General features: G+C 70.7%; 13 protein-coding genes. 10 read left to right on the forward strand and 3 right to left on the reverse strand.

All coding sequences use genetic code 11. The features are described from left to right. Nucleotides 1-1,365 (reverse strand): glucose-6-phosphate dehydrogenase (zwf, locus tag QSJ97_RS09035; protein ID WP_285671409.1); only part of this gene is annotated, 1,365 nt, incomplete at its 3' end. Continuing rightward, nucleotides 1,365-2,309: a carbohydrate kinase family protein gene (locus QSJ97_RS09040; protein ID WP_285671410.1), complete on the reverse strand. Its 945-nt coding sequence runs from the start codon at nucleotides 2,307-2,309 to the stop codon at nucleotides 1,365-1,367. The genes zwf and QSJ97_RS09040, both read right to left, overlap by 1 nt. 241 nt (nucleotides 2,310-2,550) lie before the next feature. Between QSJ97_RS09040 and QSJ97_RS09045 the strand changes: the two genes are divergently transcribed. From QSJ97_RS09045 to xylB, 9 genes are all read left to right on the forward strand, one after another. After that, nucleotides 2,551-3,747: an ROK family protein gene (locus tag QSJ97_RS09045; protein ID WP_285671411.1), complete on the forward strand. Its 1,197-nt coding sequence runs from the start codon at nucleotides 2,551-2,553 to the stop codon at nucleotides 3,745-3,747. Between the two features lie 403 nt (nucleotides 3,748-4,150). Next, nucleotides 4,151-5,077 (forward strand): LysR family transcriptional regulator, encoded by a 927-nt coding sequence (locus QSJ97_RS09050; RefSeq protein ID WP_285671412.1) that lies wholly within the window; start codon nucleotides 4,151-4,153, stop codon nucleotides 5,075-5,077. A 527-nt stretch (nucleotides 5,078-5,604) separates the two neighbouring features. Continuing rightward, on the forward strand, nucleotides 5,605-6,858 hold the full coding sequence (locus QSJ97_RS09055; protein WP_285671413.1) for an ABC transporter substrate-binding protein: 1,254 nt from the start codon (nucleotides 5,605-5,607) through the stop codon (nucleotides 6,856-6,858). A gap of 78 nt (nucleotides 6,859-6,936) precedes the next feature. Next, entirely contained in the window at nucleotides 6,937-7,809 is an 873-nt protein-coding gene (locus QSJ97_RS09060; protein WP_285671414.1) for a carbohydrate ABC transporter permease, read from the forward strand. Between the two features lie 13 nt (nucleotides 7,810-7,822). Beyond that, nucleotides 7,823-8,653, forward strand: a complete 831-nt coding sequence (locus tag QSJ97_RS09065) for a carbohydrate ABC transporter permease (RefSeq protein ID WP_285671415.1) — start codon at nucleotides 7,823-7,825, stop codon at nucleotides 8,651-8,653. A 12-nt stretch (nucleotides 8,654-8,665) separates the two neighbouring features. Beyond that, nucleotides 8,666-9,670 carry an ABC transporter ATP-binding protein gene (locus QSJ97_RS09070; RefSeq protein ID WP_285671416.1) on the forward strand — a complete coding sequence of 335 codons (1,005 nt, stop codon included), beginning with the start codon at nucleotides 8,666-8,668 and terminating at the stop codon, nucleotides 9,668-9,670. Beyond that, nucleotides 9,667-10,440, forward strand: a complete 774-nt coding sequence (locus QSJ97_RS09075; protein ID WP_285671417.1) for an L-iditol 2-dehydrogenase — start codon at nucleotides 9,667-9,669, stop codon at nucleotides 10,438-10,440. Before QSJ97_RS09070 ends, QSJ97_RS09075 begins: the two co-directional genes overlap by 4 nt. An 8-nt stretch (nucleotides 10,441-10,448) precedes the next feature. Further along, entirely contained in the window at nucleotides 10,449-11,921 is a 1,473-nt protein-coding gene (locus tag QSJ97_RS09080; protein WP_285671418.1) for a mannitol dehydrogenase family protein, read from the forward strand. A gap of 1 nt (nucleotide 11,922) precedes the next feature. Further along, a complete protein-coding gene (gene xylB / locus QSJ97_RS09085) occupies nucleotides 11,923-13,437 on the forward strand; it encodes a xylulokinase (protein ID WP_285671419.1) in 1,515 nt (504 codons plus the stop codon). 80 nt (nucleotides 13,438-13,517) lie between these two features. On the opposite strand, the gene QSJ97_RS09090 is transcribed toward xylB, so the two are convergent. After that, nucleotides 13,518-13,760, reverse strand: a complete 243-nt coding sequence (locus QSJ97_RS09090) for a hypothetical protein (RefSeq protein WP_285671420.1) — start codon at nucleotides 13,758-13,760, stop codon at nucleotides 13,518-13,520. Between the two features lie 352 nt (nucleotides 13,761-14,112). Here QSJ97_RS09090 and QSJ97_RS09095 point away from each other — a divergent pair, with 352 nt between their 5' ends. Continuing rightward, nucleotides 14,113-16,512, forward strand: a complete 2,400-nt coding sequence (locus QSJ97_RS09095) for a glycogen/starch/alpha-glucan phosphorylase (RefSeq protein WP_285671421.1) — start codon at nucleotides 14,113-14,115, stop codon at nucleotides 16,510-16,512. Nucleotides 16,513-16,575 lie beyond the last annotated feature (63 nt).

The following is a 16,575-nucleotide window of genomic DNA, read 5'->3' on the forward strand; positions in this document are numbered from 1 at the left end:
CCGCTCCTCCCAGCCGGCGATGATCGGATCGATCCAGGCCCAGGCCGCCTCCACCTCGTCGCCGCGCATGAACAGCGTCTGGTCGCCCCGGATCACGTCCATCACCAGCCGCTCATAGGCATCCGGCATCCGGAGCGCGCTCGCCGCCAGCCGGTCCGCGAAGGTCATGTCGAGCTCCGCCGGCGCCAGCCGCATGCCGCCCGGACCGGGGTCCTTGATCGTCATGCTGAGCCGGATCCCCTCGTCCGGCTGCAGCCGGATCGCCAGCACGTTCTGCTGCGCCCGCCCGCCGCGCGCCGGGAAGATCAGGTGCGGCACCTCGCGGAACGCCACCGCGATCTCCGAGACCCGCGCGCGCAGCCGCTTGCCGGTGCGCAGGTAGAACGGCACCCCGGCCCAGCGCCAGTTGTCCACCCCGGCGCGCAGCGCCACGAAGCTCTCGGTCAGGCTGTCCGCCGCCTCCGCCTCCGCAGTATAGGCCGCGCTGCCGTTGCTGCCCATGTACTGCCCGCGCACCACGTCGGCCTCGGCCACCGGGGCGAGCGCGCGCAGCACCTTCAGCTTCTCGTCGCGCACCGCATCCGGCTCGAAGCGCGCCGGCGGCTCCATGGCGATCAGGCACAGCAGCTGCAGCAGGTGGTTCTGCACCATGTCCCGCATCGCCCCGACGCCGTCGTAATACGGCCCGCGGCCGTCGACCCCGACGCTCTCCGCCACCGTGATCTGCACATGGTCGACATGGCGCGCGTTCCAGAGCGGCTCGAACAGCGCATTGGCAAAGCGCAGCGCCATCAGGTTCTGCACCGTCTCCTTGCCGAGATAATGGTCGATCCGGTAGATCTGGCGCTCGTCGAAATGCCCGGTGAAGCAGGCGTTCAGCGCCCGCGCCGTGGCGAGATCGTGCCCGAGCGGCTTCTCGATGACGATCCGGCAGTCCGGCCCGGCCAGGCCATGGGCGTGGATCTGCTCGGCGATCGGCCCGAAGAAGCGCGGCGCCACCGAGAGATAGAACGCCCGCGGGCGCCCCGGCTCGGCCGGGCCGAGCGCCGCCCCGAGCGCCTCCAGCCCCTCGCCGGAGACCGCGTCCAGCTGCACATAGTCCAGCGTCGCGAGAAACCGCGCCCGCGCCTCCGGCTCCAGCGCCGAGGCCCCGACGAACTCGCCGAGCGCCGCATCCGCCATCCGGCGGAACCCGTCCGCGTCGAGCTCGCTGCGCGCCGCGCCGATCACCCGCGCCCCGTCCGGCATCTGGCCGTCATGCAGCCGGTGATACAGCGCCGGGATCAGCTTGCGCCGCGCCAGATCCCCCGTCGCGCCGAACACCACGAGATCGAAGGCCCCGACAGGAACAACGCGCGCAACCATCAGACAGACCCTCCGATGCCGGCCGGCAGCTCGGCCCGCCGCGGCAGGTCGGCGCCGCGCCGGGTGCAGGTGATGCCGGAGGCCATGACGGCGAACGCGGCGATGTCGAGCAGGCTCTGCCGCGGCGCCGCGTCGAGATCGGCGCGGCTGCGGATGCCGAGCTCGCCGAGCGCGGCGATGACGGCGGCCTGGAAGGTGTCGCCGGCGCCGACCGTGTCGACCACCGCGATGCGCCGGCCGGGAACCGCGAGGCTGCCATGCGCGCCGAAGATCTCGGCCCCGTTGGCGCCGCGGGTCACCACCACCAGCCCGGCCCCGGCGGCGCGCCACTGCGCGCCGATCTCGCCGGCGGTCCGGCCCGGATAGAGCAGGCCGAGATCCTCGTCCGAGACCTTGACGACATCGGCGAGGCGGACGAAGGCGTCGATGCGGGCGCGCCAGAGATCGACATCGGGCTCGACATTGAGCCGGACATTGGGGTCGAGGGTCAGCAGGCGGCGGCCGCGCTCGCGCTCGAACAGCGCCAGCAGCGCGCTGCCGACCGGCTCGACGACCAGCGAGTAGGAGCCGGCATGGATGCCCCAGACATCGGCGCCGAGCGCCGGCAGGTCGGCGGGCGCGATCATCCGGTCGGCCGCGCCGGTGCCGTAGAAGGCATAGGCCGGGTGCCCGGCGGCGTCGAGATCGACCACCGACAGCGTGGTCGGATGCGCGGTGCGCTTGAGGAAGCCGGTCGCGACACCCTCGGCCGCCAGCGCCGCGGCCAGCCGCACGCCGAGCGGATCGGTCGAGAGCCCGGTGAACAGCCCGGCCGGCTGGCCGAGCCGGGCAAGGCCGACGGCCACGTTGAAGGGCGAGCCCCCGATGCGCGCGTCGAAGGCCAGGCCCGACGGCCCCTCCGTGCCGAAGAGGTCGAACAGCGCTTCGCCGCAGACAAGGAACATCCTTTCCTCCCTCGCTGTCGCGCGGCCGCCGACCGGCCGGGTGCCGTGCATCCGCGCACAGGTTACCAGACCGGTCCGGCACACCACAGGGCGCCGTCGCCCGATGCCGAGGCGGACCGGCGGCTGGCGCGCGATGCCGCCGATTAACCTTTCGGGAGGCATGGTTGTCAATAGGAAAATCATATTGCTTTGCTTTTTGATTCGAATTATGCTCGCGAACCGGTTGCAAGAGGATCTGGGCATGAGGGGCGGCAATACCGTCGGGCTGCGGGCTTACAACGAGAGGCTGGTGATCGACGCCATCCTCCGCGCCGGTCCGTTGTCGAAGGCGGAGATCGCCCGCGCCACCGGGCTCAGCGGGCAGGCGGCCAAGGTCATCGTCACCAGCCTGCTCGACGACGGCCTGCTGTTGCAGGGCGAGAAGATCCGCGGCCAGGTCGGGCAGCCCTCGACGCCGAACATGATCAACCCGCGGGGCGCCTTCTCGATCGGCGTGAAGATCGGCCGCAGCAGCACCGATGCGATCCTGGTCGATTTCACCGGCGCGGTCGTGGCGCGGCGGCAGAAGCCGCATGCCGCGCCGATTCCCGACGAGGCGCTCGAGACCGCGTGCCGCTATGTCGAGGCGCTGGCCGCCGAGCTCGGCGAGGCCGAGCGGGCGCGGATCTGCGGCGTCGGCCTGGCGATGCCGAGCGATATCGAGCTCTGGTCCGACGAGCTCGGCGTCGCGCCGGAGCGGCTCGAGGGCTGGGGCACGCTCGACCCCGCCGCGGTGATCGGCGCGCGCTCGGCGCTGTCCACCGTGGTGCTCAACGACGCCACCGCGGCCTGCGCCGCCGAGATGATGCTGGGCGACGGCATCACCCGGTCGAGCGCGCTCTATCTCTATCTCGGCGCCTTCATCGGCGCCGGCATCGTGATCGACGGGCGGCTCTACCAGGGCGCCGCCGGGAATGCCGGCGCCATCGCCTCGATGCCGACCTGCACCGCCGCCGCCTCGGGCCGGCCGGCGCAGCTCGTCGGCACCGCATCGGTGATCGCGCTGGAGCGCGCGCTGTCGGATGCGGGCATCCGCTTCGAGACGGTGTTCGACGCCGAGCCGACGCCCGAGGCGGAGGCGGTCTACCGCGCCTGGCGCGACGAGAACATCGACGGCATCGCCCGCGCCATCGTCTCGGCGCTGGCGATCCTCGATTTCGAGACGGTGGTGATCGACGGCGTGCTGCCGCCGCAGTGGCGCCGCGACATCGTGCGCCAGGTGCGCACGGCGCTCACGCGGTTCGACCTGCGCGGCATCGTCGTGCCGCAGCTCGTCACCGGCTCGGTCGGGCCGCCGGCGCGGGTGCTCGGCGCCGCCCTGATGCCGCTGCGGGTGCGCTTCTCGCCGGACCCCAAGCTGCTGGTCGCCGGCAGGAAGCCGGCTGCGGCCGGCGCCTAGCGCGGCGCCTCCGCAGCGGCCGCCCGCCGTTCGCCGGGGCGGCCGGGGCGCGCCGCCGGCAGGCGCCGCAGGCGCCGCCGAAGCCGCGGGGCTGCCGAGGCCGCGGGCGCCGCTGAAGCCAAGGGCGCCGCTGAAGCCGCAGGCGACACCGAAGCCGCGGGCGCTGCCGAAGCCAAGGGCGCTGCCGAAGCCAAGGGCGCTGCCGAAGCCAAGGGCGCTGCCGAAGCCACGGGCGCTGCCGAGGCCGCGGGCGCTGCCGAAGCCACGGACGCCACCGTAGCCGCGGGCGCTGCCGAAGCAACGGGCGCCGCTGAAGCCGCGGGCGCCGCCGAAGCCACGGGCGCTGCCGAAGCCATGGGCACCGCGGAAGCCACGGGCGCGAACGTTCGGGAGGACACGTGACATGGACCTGTCCAGCCAGATGGTGCTGTTCGCGAAGGTGATGGAGCATGGCAGCTTCTCCGCCGCCGCGCGCACGCTCGGCCAGACGCCCTCGGCGCTGAGCCGGCAGATCGCCAATCTCGAGGACCGGCTCGGCGTGCGCCTGCTGCACCGGACCCGGCATGGCCTGACCGTCACCGAGGCGGGCGCGGGCTTTCTCGAGCGCAGCCGCGACGTCGCCGCGCGCGTCGCCGAGGCCGAGGCCGAGACGGTGGGCCTCGGCACCCGGCCGGTCGGGCTGCTGCGGATCGGCTCGACCGTCGCCTTCGGGCGGATGCACCTGGTGGCGGCGCTGCCCGAGTTTGCCCGCCGCCATCCCGATCTCGACATCTCGCTGGAGCTCAGCGACCGGCCGATCGACATCGAGGCCGACGGCATCGACGTCGCCATCCGGTTCTCCGAGCAGATCGCCGACCAGAGCGTGGTCGCCCGCCGGCTCACCGCCAACCCCCGGGTGATCTGCGCCGCGCCGGCCTATCTCGAGCGCTTCGGGCGGCCCGCGACCCCGGAGGCGCTGGCCGACCACAACTGCCTGCGCCTCTCGACGGTGGAGAGCTGGAACGCCTGGGAGTTCGGATCGGGCGCCGGGCAGACCACGGTGGTGGCGACCGGCTCCTTCGAGGCGAACAGCGCCGATGCCATCCACCAGGCCGTGCTGGCGGGCATGGGCATCGCGCGCCTGCCGACATATCTGGTCGCCGAAGACCTCCGCCGCGGCCGGCTCGAGCATCTCCTGCCCGGGCTGGTCGACGACACGACGAACATCGTCGCGGTCTATGCCGACCGGCGCAACCTGCCCGCCAAGATCCGCGTGTTCCTCGACCACCTGGTGGAGCGATTCGCCGGCACCCCGCCCTGGGAGGCCGCCGGCGGCGCCGCCGGCGCCTGACGCGGGGCGGCCGGGCTGGCGGGCGGCGGCGGCCGGGTCGGCGGGTGGCGGCGCGCGGCGGCGGGGAGACCTGACCGGGAGACATGCCCGGCAGGGCCGGAAATCCCCCTCCGGCAAAAAGCCTTGGGCCATCCTCCGCAGCCGCGCCGGAGAGCGCTCGCGGGCCCCGCCACGCCGCGCCGCAGGGCCGCCCCGCCCGCCGCCGCCGCCCCCCGCATCGACGCCCATTGGTAAAGTTTCTGTTGTCACATAAATCAAAATGCTTTATTAAAAAGACACGAGAGTCGCGGCAGCTGCCCGCCAGGCTCCCCGGGTCCGTTCCGGGTGGTGAGGTGGCCCGTCGCTCGCATCGCAAGGGCGCCGTCGAGCGGTATGGTTCGACTTAACTACGGTCCGGCCTTACTTGACTCGATTGGGGCGCCAAGCGACGACTAAAAAAAACGTCGATGCCAAACAGGAGGAAACCAATGAGGTTTATTAAGTCGCTAGCTGGGGCTGCCGCATCTGCGACGTTGCTTGCAGCGCCGATGACTTTGGCCGAGACGATCACCATCGCCACGGTTAACAACGGCGACATGATCCGGATGCAGGGGCTCACGGCGGAGTTCAACGCGCTGCATCCCGACATCGAGGTCAACTGGGTCACGCTCGAGGAGAACGTGCTGCGCCAGCGGGTGACCACCGATGTCGCGACCCAGGGCGGGCAGTACGACGTGATGACCATCGGCACCTACGAGGTGCCGATCTGGGCCGCGCAGGGCTGGCTGGTCGCGCTCGACGACCTGCCGGCGGATTACGACATCGACGATCTGCTGCCGTCGATCCGCGACGGGCTGACCGTCGACGGCAAGCTCTATGCCGCGCCGTTCTACGGCGAGAGCTCGATGGTGATGTACCGCACCGACCTGTTCGAGGCGGCCGGGCTCGAGATGCCCGCTGCGCCGAGCTGGGACTTCATCAACGAGGCCGCCCGCAAGCTCACCGACAAGGACGGCGAGATCTACGGCATCTGCCTGCGCGGCAAGGCCGGCTGGGGCGAGAACATCGCCTTCTTGACCGCCACCGCCAACAGCTATGGCGCGCGCTGGTTCGACGAGGAGTGGAAGCCGCAGTTCGACAGCGATGCATGGAAGCAGACCCTGACCATGTATATCGACCTGATGCAGGAGGCCGGCCCTCCGGGCTCGGCGTCGAACGGCTTCAACGAGAACCTCGCGCTGTTCCAGACCGGCAAATGCGCGATGTGGATCGACGCCACCGTCGCCGCCTCCTTCGTGACCAACCCCAAGGACAGCCAGGTCGCCGACAAGGTCGGCTTCGCGCTGGCGCCCGACAACGGGCTCGGCAAGCGGGGCAACTGGCTCTGGGCCTGGTCGCTGGGGATCCCTGCCGGCACCGATTCCGAGGAAGCGGCCAAGAAGTTCGTCGCCTGGGCGACCTCGAAGGCCTATCTCGAGCTGGTCGCCGACAAGGAGGGCTGGGCCAACGTGCCGCCGGGCACCCGCGCCTCGCTCTATGCCAACCCCGAGTACCAGAAGGTGCCGTTCGCGCAGATGACGCTGGACAGCATCAGCTCGGCCGATCCGAAGAACCCGACGGTCGATCCGGTGCCCTATGTCGGCGTCCAGTTCGTCGCGATCCCGGAGTTCCAGGGCATCGCCACGGCGATCGGCCAGCAGTTCTCGGCGGCGCTCGCCGGGCAGATCACCGCCGAGCAGGCGCTGCAGAATGCCCAGGTGCTTGCCGAGCGCGAGATGCGCCGGGCCGGCTACCCGAAGTGACGACACGCTGACGCTCCGGCCGGCGCCGCCCGTTCGGCGCCGGCCCAATCAGAGACGAACAAAGGGGAGGAGGCCAAGATGGCCACGCAACATTCGCGTGCCGCTGCACGTCTGATGATCTCTCCGGCGGTGATCCTGCTTCTCGCCTGGATGCTGATCCCGCTGGGCCTGACGATCTACTTCTCGGTCCTGCGTTACAACCTGCTGATGCCGGGCGACAATCCGTTCGTCGGGCTCGAGAACTACGAGTTCTTCTTCACCGACCCGGCGTTCACGGGGGCGGTGTGGAACACCGTCATGCTCGTGGTCGGCGTGCTGATCATCACCGTGGTCGGCGGCACCATGCTGGCGCTGCTGCTCAACCAGCCGATGTTCGGCCAGGGCATCGTGCGCATCCTGGTGATCGCGCCCTTCTTCGTGATGCCCACGGTCTCGGCGCTGGTCTGGAAAAACATGTTCATGAACCCGGTGAACGGGCTCTTCGCGCATCTGGCGAAGGGGCTGGGGTTCGAGGCCTTCGATTTCCTCTCCACCGTGCCGCTGCTGTCGATCATCCTGATCGTCTCGTGGCAATGGCTGCCCTTCGCGACGCTGATCCTGCTGACCGCCTTCCAGTCGCTCGACAGCGAGCAGCTCGAGGCCGCGGAGATGGACGGCGCGACCGGCGTGGCGCGGTTCTGGTACATCATGCTGCCGCATCTGGCGCGCGCGATCACCGTGGTGATCCTGATCCAGACGATCTTCCTGCTCTCGATCTTCGCCGAGATCCTGGTGACCACCAGCGGCGGTCCGGGCACGGCATCGACCAACCTGACCTACCTGATCTATGCGCAGTCGCTGCTGCAGTTCGATGTCGGACTCGGCTCGGCCGGCGGCGTGTTCGCCATCATCCTCGCCAACATCGTTGCGATCTTCCTGATGCGGATGATCGGCAAGAACCTGGACCTCTGAGGGGATCGGAAACATGGCACGCGCAATCACACCCCGCCAGAAATGGACCTTCACGCTGGTCGCCTGGGGGATCGGGCTGCTGATCTTCTTCCCGATCCTCTGGACCATCCTGACCAGCTTCAAGACCGAGGCGCAGGCGATCGCCGATCCTCCGGTGTTCTTCGCCTTCGACTGGACGACGGAGAACTACACCACGGTGCAGGAGCGGTCGAACTACTTCCACCACTTCATGAACTCGGTGATCATCGCGCTCGGCTCGACGCTGATCGGCCTGGCCATCGCGATCCCGGCGGCCTGGTCGATGGCCTTCCAGCCGGCGCGGCGCACCAAGGACATCCTGATGTGGATGCTCAGCACCAAGATGCTGCCGCCGGTCGGCGTGCTGGTGCCGATCTACCTGATCTTCCGCGATGTCGGCCTGCTCGACACCCGGATCGGGCTGGTGATCGTCATGACGCTGATCAACCTGCCGATCATCATCTGGATGCTGTTCACCTATTTCCGCGAGATCCCGGTCGACATCCTCGAGGCGGCGCGGATGGACGGCGCCACCCTGCGCGAGGAGATCATCTACATCCTGACACCGATGGCGGTGCCGGGGATCGCGTCGACGCTGCTGCTGAACGTGATCCTGGCCTGGAACGAGGCGTTCTGGACGATCAACCTGACCGCCGACGACGCGGCACCGCTCACCGCCTTCATCGCCAGCTATTCGAGCCCGGAGGGACTGTTCTACGCCAAGCTCTCGGCGGCCTCGACCATGGCCATCGCACCGATCCTGATCATCGGCTGGTTCAGCCAGAAGCAGCTCGTGCGCGGCCTGACCTTCGGCGCCGTCAAATAAGGGAGACGAGACATGGGACGCATCGTACTCAAGAAGGTGACCAAGAGCTTCGGCGAGACCAACGTCATCCCGCCGCTGGATCTCGAGATCGAGGACGGCGAGTTCGTGGTCTTCGTCGGCCCCTCGGGCTGCGGCAAGTCCACGCTGCTGCGGCTGATCGCCGGGCTCGAGGATGTCACCTCGGGCAACATCGAGATCGACGGCACCGACGCCACCGCCGCACCGCCGGCCAAGCGCCGCCTGGCCATGGTCTTCCAGTCCTACGCGCTCTATCCGCACATGACCGTGCGCAAGAACATCGCCTTCCCGATGAAGATGGCGGGCATGCCGGAGGACGAGCAGAAGCGGCGCATCGACAGCGCCGCCAAGGCGCTCAACCTGACCGACTATCTCGATCGCCGGCCGGGCCAGCTCTCGGGCGGCCAGCGCCAGCGCGTGGCGATCGGGCGGGCCATCGTGCGCGAGCCGGCGGCCTTCCTGTTCGACGAGCCGCTGTCGAACCTCGACGCGGCGCTGCGCGTCGGCATGCGGCTCGAGATCAGCGAGCTGCACGAGCGGCTGGCCACGACGATGATCTACGTCACCCACGACCAGGTCGAGGCGATGACCATGGCCGACAAGATCGTCGTGCTGCGCGCCGGCCATATCGAGCAGGTCGGCTCGCCGCTCACGCTCTACCGCGAGCCGCGCAACCTCTTCGTCGCCGGCTTCATCGGCTCGCCGAAGATGAACCTGATCGAGGGCAACGCCGCCGCCCAGCACGGCGCCCATGCCATCGGCATCCGGCCCGAGCACATCGAGGTCTCGGACCAGTCGGGCGAATGGCAGGGCACCGTGATGGTCTCCGAGCATCTCGGCTCGGATACCTTCTTCCATGTCCAGGACACCGGGCTGGCCGAGACCATGACCGTCCGCGCCTCCGGCGAGGTCGGCTTCAAGCACGGCGACACGATCTTCATGACGCCGCGCGCCGACCAGCTCCACCGCTTCGGCAAGGACGGGCTGAGGCTGCCGTGAAGCGCCTCGCGGACAGGACGGCGCTGATCACCGGGGCGGCGCGCGGCATCGGGCTCGGCTTCGCCGGGGCCTATGTGCGCGAGGGCGCCCGGGTGGCGCTCGCCGATATCGACATCGCCGGCGCCCGGAGCGCCGCCGATGGCCTCGGCGACGCCGCGATCGCGGTCGCGATGGATGTGACCGACCAGGCCTCGATCGAGGCCGCGGTGGCCGAGACCGTGGCGCGGCTCGGGCGCATCGACATCCTGATCAACAACGCCGCCCTGTTCTCGGCCGCCCCGATCGTCGAGATCGACCGCGACGACTTCCGCCGCCTGGTCGATGTCAACATCGGCGGCGTGCTCTTCACCATGCAGGCCGTCGCCCGCCACATGATCGCGCGCGGCGGCGGCGGCAGGATCATCAACATGGCCAGCCAGGCCGGCCGGCGCGGCGAGCCGCTCGTCGCCGTCTACTGCGCCACCAAGGCCGCGGTGATCAGCCTGACCCAGTCGGCCGGGCTCGACCTGATCGGGCACGGCATCAACGTGAACGCGATCGCCCCCGGCGTCGTCGACGGCGAGCACTGGGACGGCGTCGACGCCTTCTTCGCGCGCTACGAGGGCAAGCCGCCGGGCCAGAAGAAACGCGAGGTCGGCGAAGGCGTCCCCTATGGCCGCATGGGCGTCGCCGAGGACCTGACGGGCATGGCGATCTTCCTGGCCACCAGCGAGGCCGACTACATCGTGTCGCAATGCTTCAACGTCGATGGCGGCCAGTGGATGAACTGAGAACAATCATGGCAACGAAACTCTCCGACGCGACCCTTGCCGGGCTGACCACGGCCACGGTGCCGACCTATGACCGCGCCGCGCTGACCCCCGGCATCGTGCATTTCGGGGTCGGCAACTTCCACCGCGCGCACCAGGCGGTCTATCTCGACCGGCTGTTCGAGAGCGGGCGCGATCACGACTGGGCGATCCTCGGTGCCGGCGTGCTGCCCTCCGATGCCCGGGCCCGCGAGATCTTCGCGAGCCAGGACTACCTGACCACCGTGGTCGCGCAGTCGGCCGCGGCCTCCTCGGCGCGCATCACCGGCGGGATGACCGACATGCTGCCGGTCGGCGACGTCGCCGCCACCGTCGCGGCGCTGGCCCGCCCGGAGACCCGCATCGTCTCGCTGACCATCACCGAGGGCGGATACTTCATCGACGCCGCCACCGGGCAGTTCGATCCGGGCCATCCCGCGATCGTCGCCGATGCCGCCAGCCCGGAGGCGCCGAAGACCGTGTTCGGGCTGATCCTGGCCGGGCTGCGCGCCCGCCGCGCCGCCGGCCATGCGCCCTTCACCGTGATGTGCTGCGACAACATCCCCCACAACGGCGCGGTCACCCGCAACACGCTGACCGGGCTGGCGCGGCTCTCCGACCCCGGCTTCGCCGACTGGATCGCGGAGACCGTCGCCTTCCCCAACGGCATGGTGGACCGCATCACCCCCGCCACCGGCGACCGCGAGCGCGAGATCGTGCTGCGCGACTTCGCCATCGCCGACGCCTGGCCGGTGTTCTGCGAGGACTTCATGCAATGGGTGCTGGAGGATACCTTCCCCGCCGGCCGCCCGGCGCTGGAGACCGTCGGCGTGCAGTTCGTGCCGGATGTCGCGCCCTACGAGCACATGAAGATCCGCATCCTCAACGGCGGGCACGCGATCATCGCCTATCCGGCGGGGCTGCTGGACATCCACTTCGCGCATGAGGCGATGGCCGATCCGCTGGTCCGCGCCTTCCTGCGCAAGATCGAGCAGGAGGAGATCATTCCCGAGCTGCCGCCGGTGCCGGATACCGATCTCGGCGCCTATTTCGACAAGATCGAGGAGCGCTTCTCGAACCCCAAGATCGGCGACACGATCCGCCGGCTCTGCCTCGACGGCTCGAACCGCCAGCCCAAGTTCATCGTGCCGCCGATCGCCGACCGGCTGGCCGCGGGGCGCGGTGTCGGCGGCCTTGCGCTGGCCTCGGCGCTGTGGTGCCGCTACTGCCACGGCGAGACCGAGAGCGGCGCCGCGATCGCCCCCAACGATCCCAACTGGGACGCGCTCCAGGCCCGGTCGCGCGCCGCCCGCGAGGACCCCGGCGCCTGGCTCGGCATGACCGAGGTCTATGGCGAGACCGGCCGGGCCGCGCCGTTCCGCGACGCCTTCGACGGCTGGCTCCGCGCCCTCTGGGCGGAGGGCACCGAGGCCACGATCAGGCGCTATCTCGACGGCGGATGAGGTGAGTTACCTCGGCATCGATCTCGGCACCTCCGGGGTGAAGGCGCTGCTGGTCGACGAGGCACAGCGCCCGCTCGGCGCGGCGGTGCGGCCGCTCGCGGTGCGGCGCCCGCATCCCGGCTGGTCGGAGCAGGACCCGGCGGCCTGGATCGCCGCCGCCGGGGCGGCGCTCGACGCGCTGGCGGCCAGCCATCCGGCCGCGCTGGCCGCGGTGCGGGGCATCGGCCTCTCGGGGCAGATGCACGGCGCCGTGCTGCTCGATGCCGGCGATGCGGTGCTGCGGCCCTGCATGCTCTGGAACGACACCCGCGCGCATGCCGAGGCGGCGGCGCTGGATGCCGATCCGCGGTTCCGCGCGATCACCGGCAACATCGTCTTTCCCGGCTTCACCGCGCCGAAGCTGGCCTGGCTGCGCGCGGCGGAGCCGGCAGCCTTCGCGGCGACCCGCTGCGTGCTGCTGCCGAAGGATTTCCTGCGGCTCTGGCTGACCGGCGAGCGGGTCTCGGAGATGTCCGACGCCTCCGGCACCGGCTGGCTGGATGTCGGCGCGCGCGACTGGTCCGAGGCGCTGCTGGCGGCCACCGGGCTCGACCGCGCGCGGATGCCGCGGCTGGTCGAGGGCAGCGCGCCGGCCGGCGGGCTCCGGCCCGCCCTCGCGGCGCGCTGGGGCATGGCGGCAGGGGTCAGCGTCGCCGGCGGCGCCGGCGACAACGCGGCCGCGGCGCTCGGCGCCGGGATCGTCGCGCCGGGCCGCGCGCTGGTCTCGCTCGGCACCTCGGGCGTGATCTTCGCCGCGACCGAGCGCTTCCTGCCGGCGCCCGGAACCGCGGTGCACGCCTTCTGCCACGCCCTGCCGGGGCGCTGGCACCAGATGGGGGTGATGCTGTCGGCGGCGAGCGCGCTCGACTGGTTCGCCGGGCTCGCCGGGCAGCCGGTCGATGCGCTGCTCGCCGGCGCCGGCGGGCCGGCGGCGCCGGGCCGGGTGAGCTTCCTGCCCTATCTCTCCGGCGAGCGCACGCCGCACAACGACCCGCATGTCGGCGGCGCCTTCGTCGGGCTGCGCCACGGCGACGGCGCCGGCGAACTGGCGCGGGCGGTGCTCGACGGGATCGGCTTCGCGCTGCGCGACAATCTCGACGCGCTGCGGGCCGCCGGCGCCCGCATCGAGCGGCTCACCGCGGTCGGCGGCGGCGCCCGGGCGGGAGCCCTGCTGCACGCCGTCGCCAATGCCCTCGGGCTGCCGGTGGAGATCCCCGCCGATGCCGCCTCGATCGCGGCGCTCGGCGCGGCCCGGCTCGGGATGATGGCGGCGGAGGGCGCGGCGCCGGAGGCGGTCTGCACCGCGCTGCCGCTTGCCGGCAGCTGCGAGCCCGCCGATGCGCTGGCGGATGCCTATGCCGAGGGGCTGGCACGCCACCGGGCGCTCTATCCGGCGCTTGCGGCCGTCGCGGCAGGGCATCGGCCCGGGCATCGGGCCGGGCATCGGTCCCGGCACGGGGGGGCTGCACCGGCATGAGCGGGCACATCCCCACCCATCGGCGCCCCCGCGGGCCGGTCAGCGCCGGCCCCGGCCCCTTCGGCGCGGCGCGGCGCGGCTCACGCCGCCCCGGACGCTCCGCCGATGCTGGCCTCGGCGATGCGCGGAATATCCGCGCGGACGAACCCCATGTCGGCGAGGTTGCGGTCGCTCATCGCCATCAGCCTGGCCTCGATCGCCTCGACCCGGCGGCGCCGGGCGCGGGCGGCGGCACGGCGCGCCCGGACCTCTTCCAGGTAGCGAACGAACCGGACCATCGGCGCGCTGTCCTGCACGCCCGTCTTGCTGATTGTCATCGTCATGTCAGCTTCCTTTCTCCTGCGCTGCTCCCCGGAGGGCCTTTCGGCAAGGCCCCCCTCGAAGGGCGGAGCGCGTCGAACGCAGCATGCTGCAACGCACAATATGCGTCGGGGAGAGGCCGGGCTGTAGGTCGCCATGCGCAAAGGGCCTGTGCGCTGCGCTCAACGGACCGGGAATGGACGGATCACGTCGGGGCAGGCTACGCGTTCGCGCGAACGGACAGCAATCGGGCTGCCGGGAGAGACGCCGGACGGCGTTGCGGCCATGCCGGCCATCTCCCGATGCCGCCGCCCAGGGCGATCCCCGTCGGATGACGCGGACGCCGCCACACACCGCAGCTCACAGGAGAGCGCCATGACGTTTCACGCCCCGATCGAGATCGACGCGCAGTCGCTTCGCAGCGAGATCATCCGGCATCTGAACTACTCGCTGGGAAAGGACGAGACCCACGCCTCGCTGCATGACTGGCGGATGTCGCTGTCGCTGGCCCTGCGCGACCTCGTCGTCGCGCCCTGGTTCGCCAGCACCCGCAAGGTCTACGAGGCCAGGGCGAAGCGGGTCTACTACCTGTCGATGGAGTTCCTGATCGGCCGGCTGGTGGAGGACATCGCGATCAACCTGCGCGTCGAGGATGTCGCCAGGGAGGCGATGGCGTCGCTCGGCCAGGACTATGCCGCCGTGGTCGCCGACGAGCCGGACGCGGCGCTCGGCAATGGCGGCCTCGGCCGGCTGGCGGCGTGCTTCCTCGATTCGCTCTCGACCCTGCAGATCCCGGCCTATGGCTACGGCATCCGCTACGAGCACGGGCTGTTCGAGCAGCATTTCGAGGATGGCCGGCAGATCGAGACGGCGGAGGGCTGGCTGACCCAGCGCCATGCCTGGGAGTTCGAGCGCCCGGAGGTGGCCTACGAGATCGGCTTCGGCGGCTATGTCAGCGAATCCGGCGGCAAGGCCGCCTGGCACCCGGGCGAGACGGTGATCGCCTCCGCCTACGACACGCCGATCATCGGCTGGAAGGGCCGCTGGGCCAACACGCTGCGGCTCTGGGCGGCGAAGCCGACGCGGCTCTTCGACCTCGAGAGCTTCAACCGCGGCGACTACATGGCGGCGAGCGCGCCGGAGACGCTGGCCCGCACGATCAGCCGGGTGCTCTATCCCGACGACACCACCGATACCGGCAAGGAGCTGCGGCTGAAGCAGGAATACTTCTTCACCGCGGCCTCGATCCAGGACCTGCTGCGCCGGTTCCTGTCGGAGGGCAACGCCCTCGCCGAGCTGCCGCAGCATGTCGCGATCCAGCTCAACGACACCCATCCCGCGATCGCCGGGCCGGAGCTGGTGCGGCTGCTGGCCGATGTCCACGGCCTGCCGATGGCGGAGGCCATCGCCACCGCGCGCGGCTGCCTCGCCTATACCAACCACACGCTGCTGCCGGAGGCGCTGGAGCGCTGGCCCGAGGCGCTGTTCGCGCAGATCCTGCCGCGCCATCACCGCATCATCGAGCTGATCGAGGACGCCCATCTGGCCGCGACCGGCGGCCCGGTCCGGATCATCGAGGACGGCTCGGTCAAGATGGGCGAGCTGGCCTTCGTGATGGCGCACCGGGTCAACGGCGTCTCGGCGCTGCATACCGGCCTCGTCAAGCAGACCGTGTTCCGCGACCTGCACCAGGCCTATCCCGAGCGGATCGTCAACCAGACCAACGGGATCACGCCGCGGCGCTGGCTCTATTCCTGCAACCGGCCGCTCAGCGGGCTGATCGACCGCAGCATCGGCACCGAGTGGCCGGACGATCTCGAGCAGCTCGGGCGGCTCTCGCCGCTGGCCGATGACGGCGCCTTCCGCGAGGCGTTCCGCGCCGCCAAGCAGGCCAACAAGGAGCGCCTCGCCGCCTGGCTGAAGGCGCGGGACGGCATCACGCTCGACACCGCCGCGATGTTCGACATCCAGATCAAGCGGATCCACGAGTACAAGCGCCAGCTGATGAACCTGCTCGAGACCGTCGCGCTCTGGAACGCCATCCGCGACAACCCGAACGGCGACTGGACCCCGCGCATCAAGATCTTCGCCGGCAAGGCGGCGCCGGGCTATTTCGTCGCCAAGGAGATCATCCACCTGATCAACGACGTGGCGCGCACGATCAATGCCGACCCGGCGGCGCGCGGCCTGCTGCAGATCGTCTATCCCGCCAACTACAACGTCTCGATGGCGGAATACCTGGTCCCGGCGGCGGATCTCTCGGAGCAGATCTCGACCGCCGGCAAGGAGGCCTCCGGCACCGGCAACATGAAGTTCGCGCTGAACGGCGCGCTGACCATCGGCACGCTCGACGGCGCCAATGTCGAGATCCGCGAGCGGGTCGGGGCGGAGAACTTCTACCTGTTCGGGCTGACCGCCGAGGAGGTCACGGCGCGCCGCGCCGAGCCGGATTTCGCCCGCCATGCCATCGAGGCCAGCCCGACGCTGCGCCGGGTCCTCGAGCAGATCGCCGGCGGCGCGTTCTCGCCCGACGAGCCGCGGCGCTATGCCGGCCTCGTGCACCGGCTGCACGACCACGACTACTTCCTGGTGAGCTGCGACTTCGACAGCTATTACGAGACCCAGCGCCGGATCGACGCGGATTACCGCGACACCGGCGACTGGACCCGCCGGGCGATCCTGAACACGAGCAATGCCGGCTGGTTCTCCTCGGACCGCACGATCGCCGGCTATGCCGAGGATATCTGGAATGTCGGGCGCGCGCCGCGGCGCTGAGGCGGCGCCGGCCCGCCCTCCGGGGCGAACGAGACCAGCAGCGACAGCACGCACGGACCGAAG

Source organism: Paralimibaculum aggregatum, from assembly GCF_030270585.1.
GTDB classification, from domain to species: Bacteria; Pseudomonadota; Alphaproteobacteria; order Rhodobacterales; family Rhodobacteraceae; genus Thermohalobaculum; species Thermohalobaculum aggregatum.

Excerpts from the sequence above, each read along its gene's own strand:
- QSJ97_RS09040 (WP_285671410.1), bottom strand. The coding sequence starts at position 2,309 with ATGTTCCTTGTCTGCGGCGAAGCGCTGTTCGACCTCTTCGGCACGGAG.
- QSJ97_RS09045 (WP_285671411.1), top strand. The coding sequence starts at position 2,551 with ATGAGGGGCGGCAATACCGTCGGGCTGCGGGCTTACAACGAGAGGCTG.
- QSJ97_RS09050 (WP_285671412.1), top strand. The coding sequence starts at position 4,151 with ATGGACCTGTCCAGCCAGATGGTGCTGTTCGCGAAGGTGATGGAGCAT.
- QSJ97_RS09055 (WP_285671413.1), top strand. The coding sequence starts at position 5,605 with ATGACTTTGGCCGAGACGATCACCATCGCCACGGTTAACAACGGCGAC.
- QSJ97_RS09060 (WP_285671414.1), top strand. The coding sequence starts at position 6,937 with ATGGCCACGCAACATTCGCGTGCCGCTGCACGTCTGATGATCTCTCCG.
- QSJ97_RS09065 (WP_285671415.1), top strand. The coding sequence starts at position 7,823 with ATGGCACGCGCAATCACACCCCGCCAGAAATGGACCTTCACGCTGGTC.
- QSJ97_RS09070 (WP_285671416.1), top strand. The coding sequence starts at position 8,666 with ATGGGACGCATCGTACTCAAGAAGGTGACCAAGAGCTTCGGCGAGACC.
- QSJ97_RS09080 (WP_285671418.1), top strand. The coding sequence starts at position 10,449 with ATGGCAACGAAACTCTCCGACGCGACCCTTGCCGGGCTGACCACGGCC.
- QSJ97_RS09090 (WP_285671420.1), bottom strand. The coding sequence starts at position 13,760 with ATGACGATGACAATCAGCAAGACGGGCGTGCAGGACAGCGCGCCGATG.
- QSJ97_RS09095 (WP_285671421.1), top strand. The coding sequence starts at position 14,113 with ATGACGTTTCACGCCCCGATCGAGATCGACGCGCAGTCGCTTCGCAGC.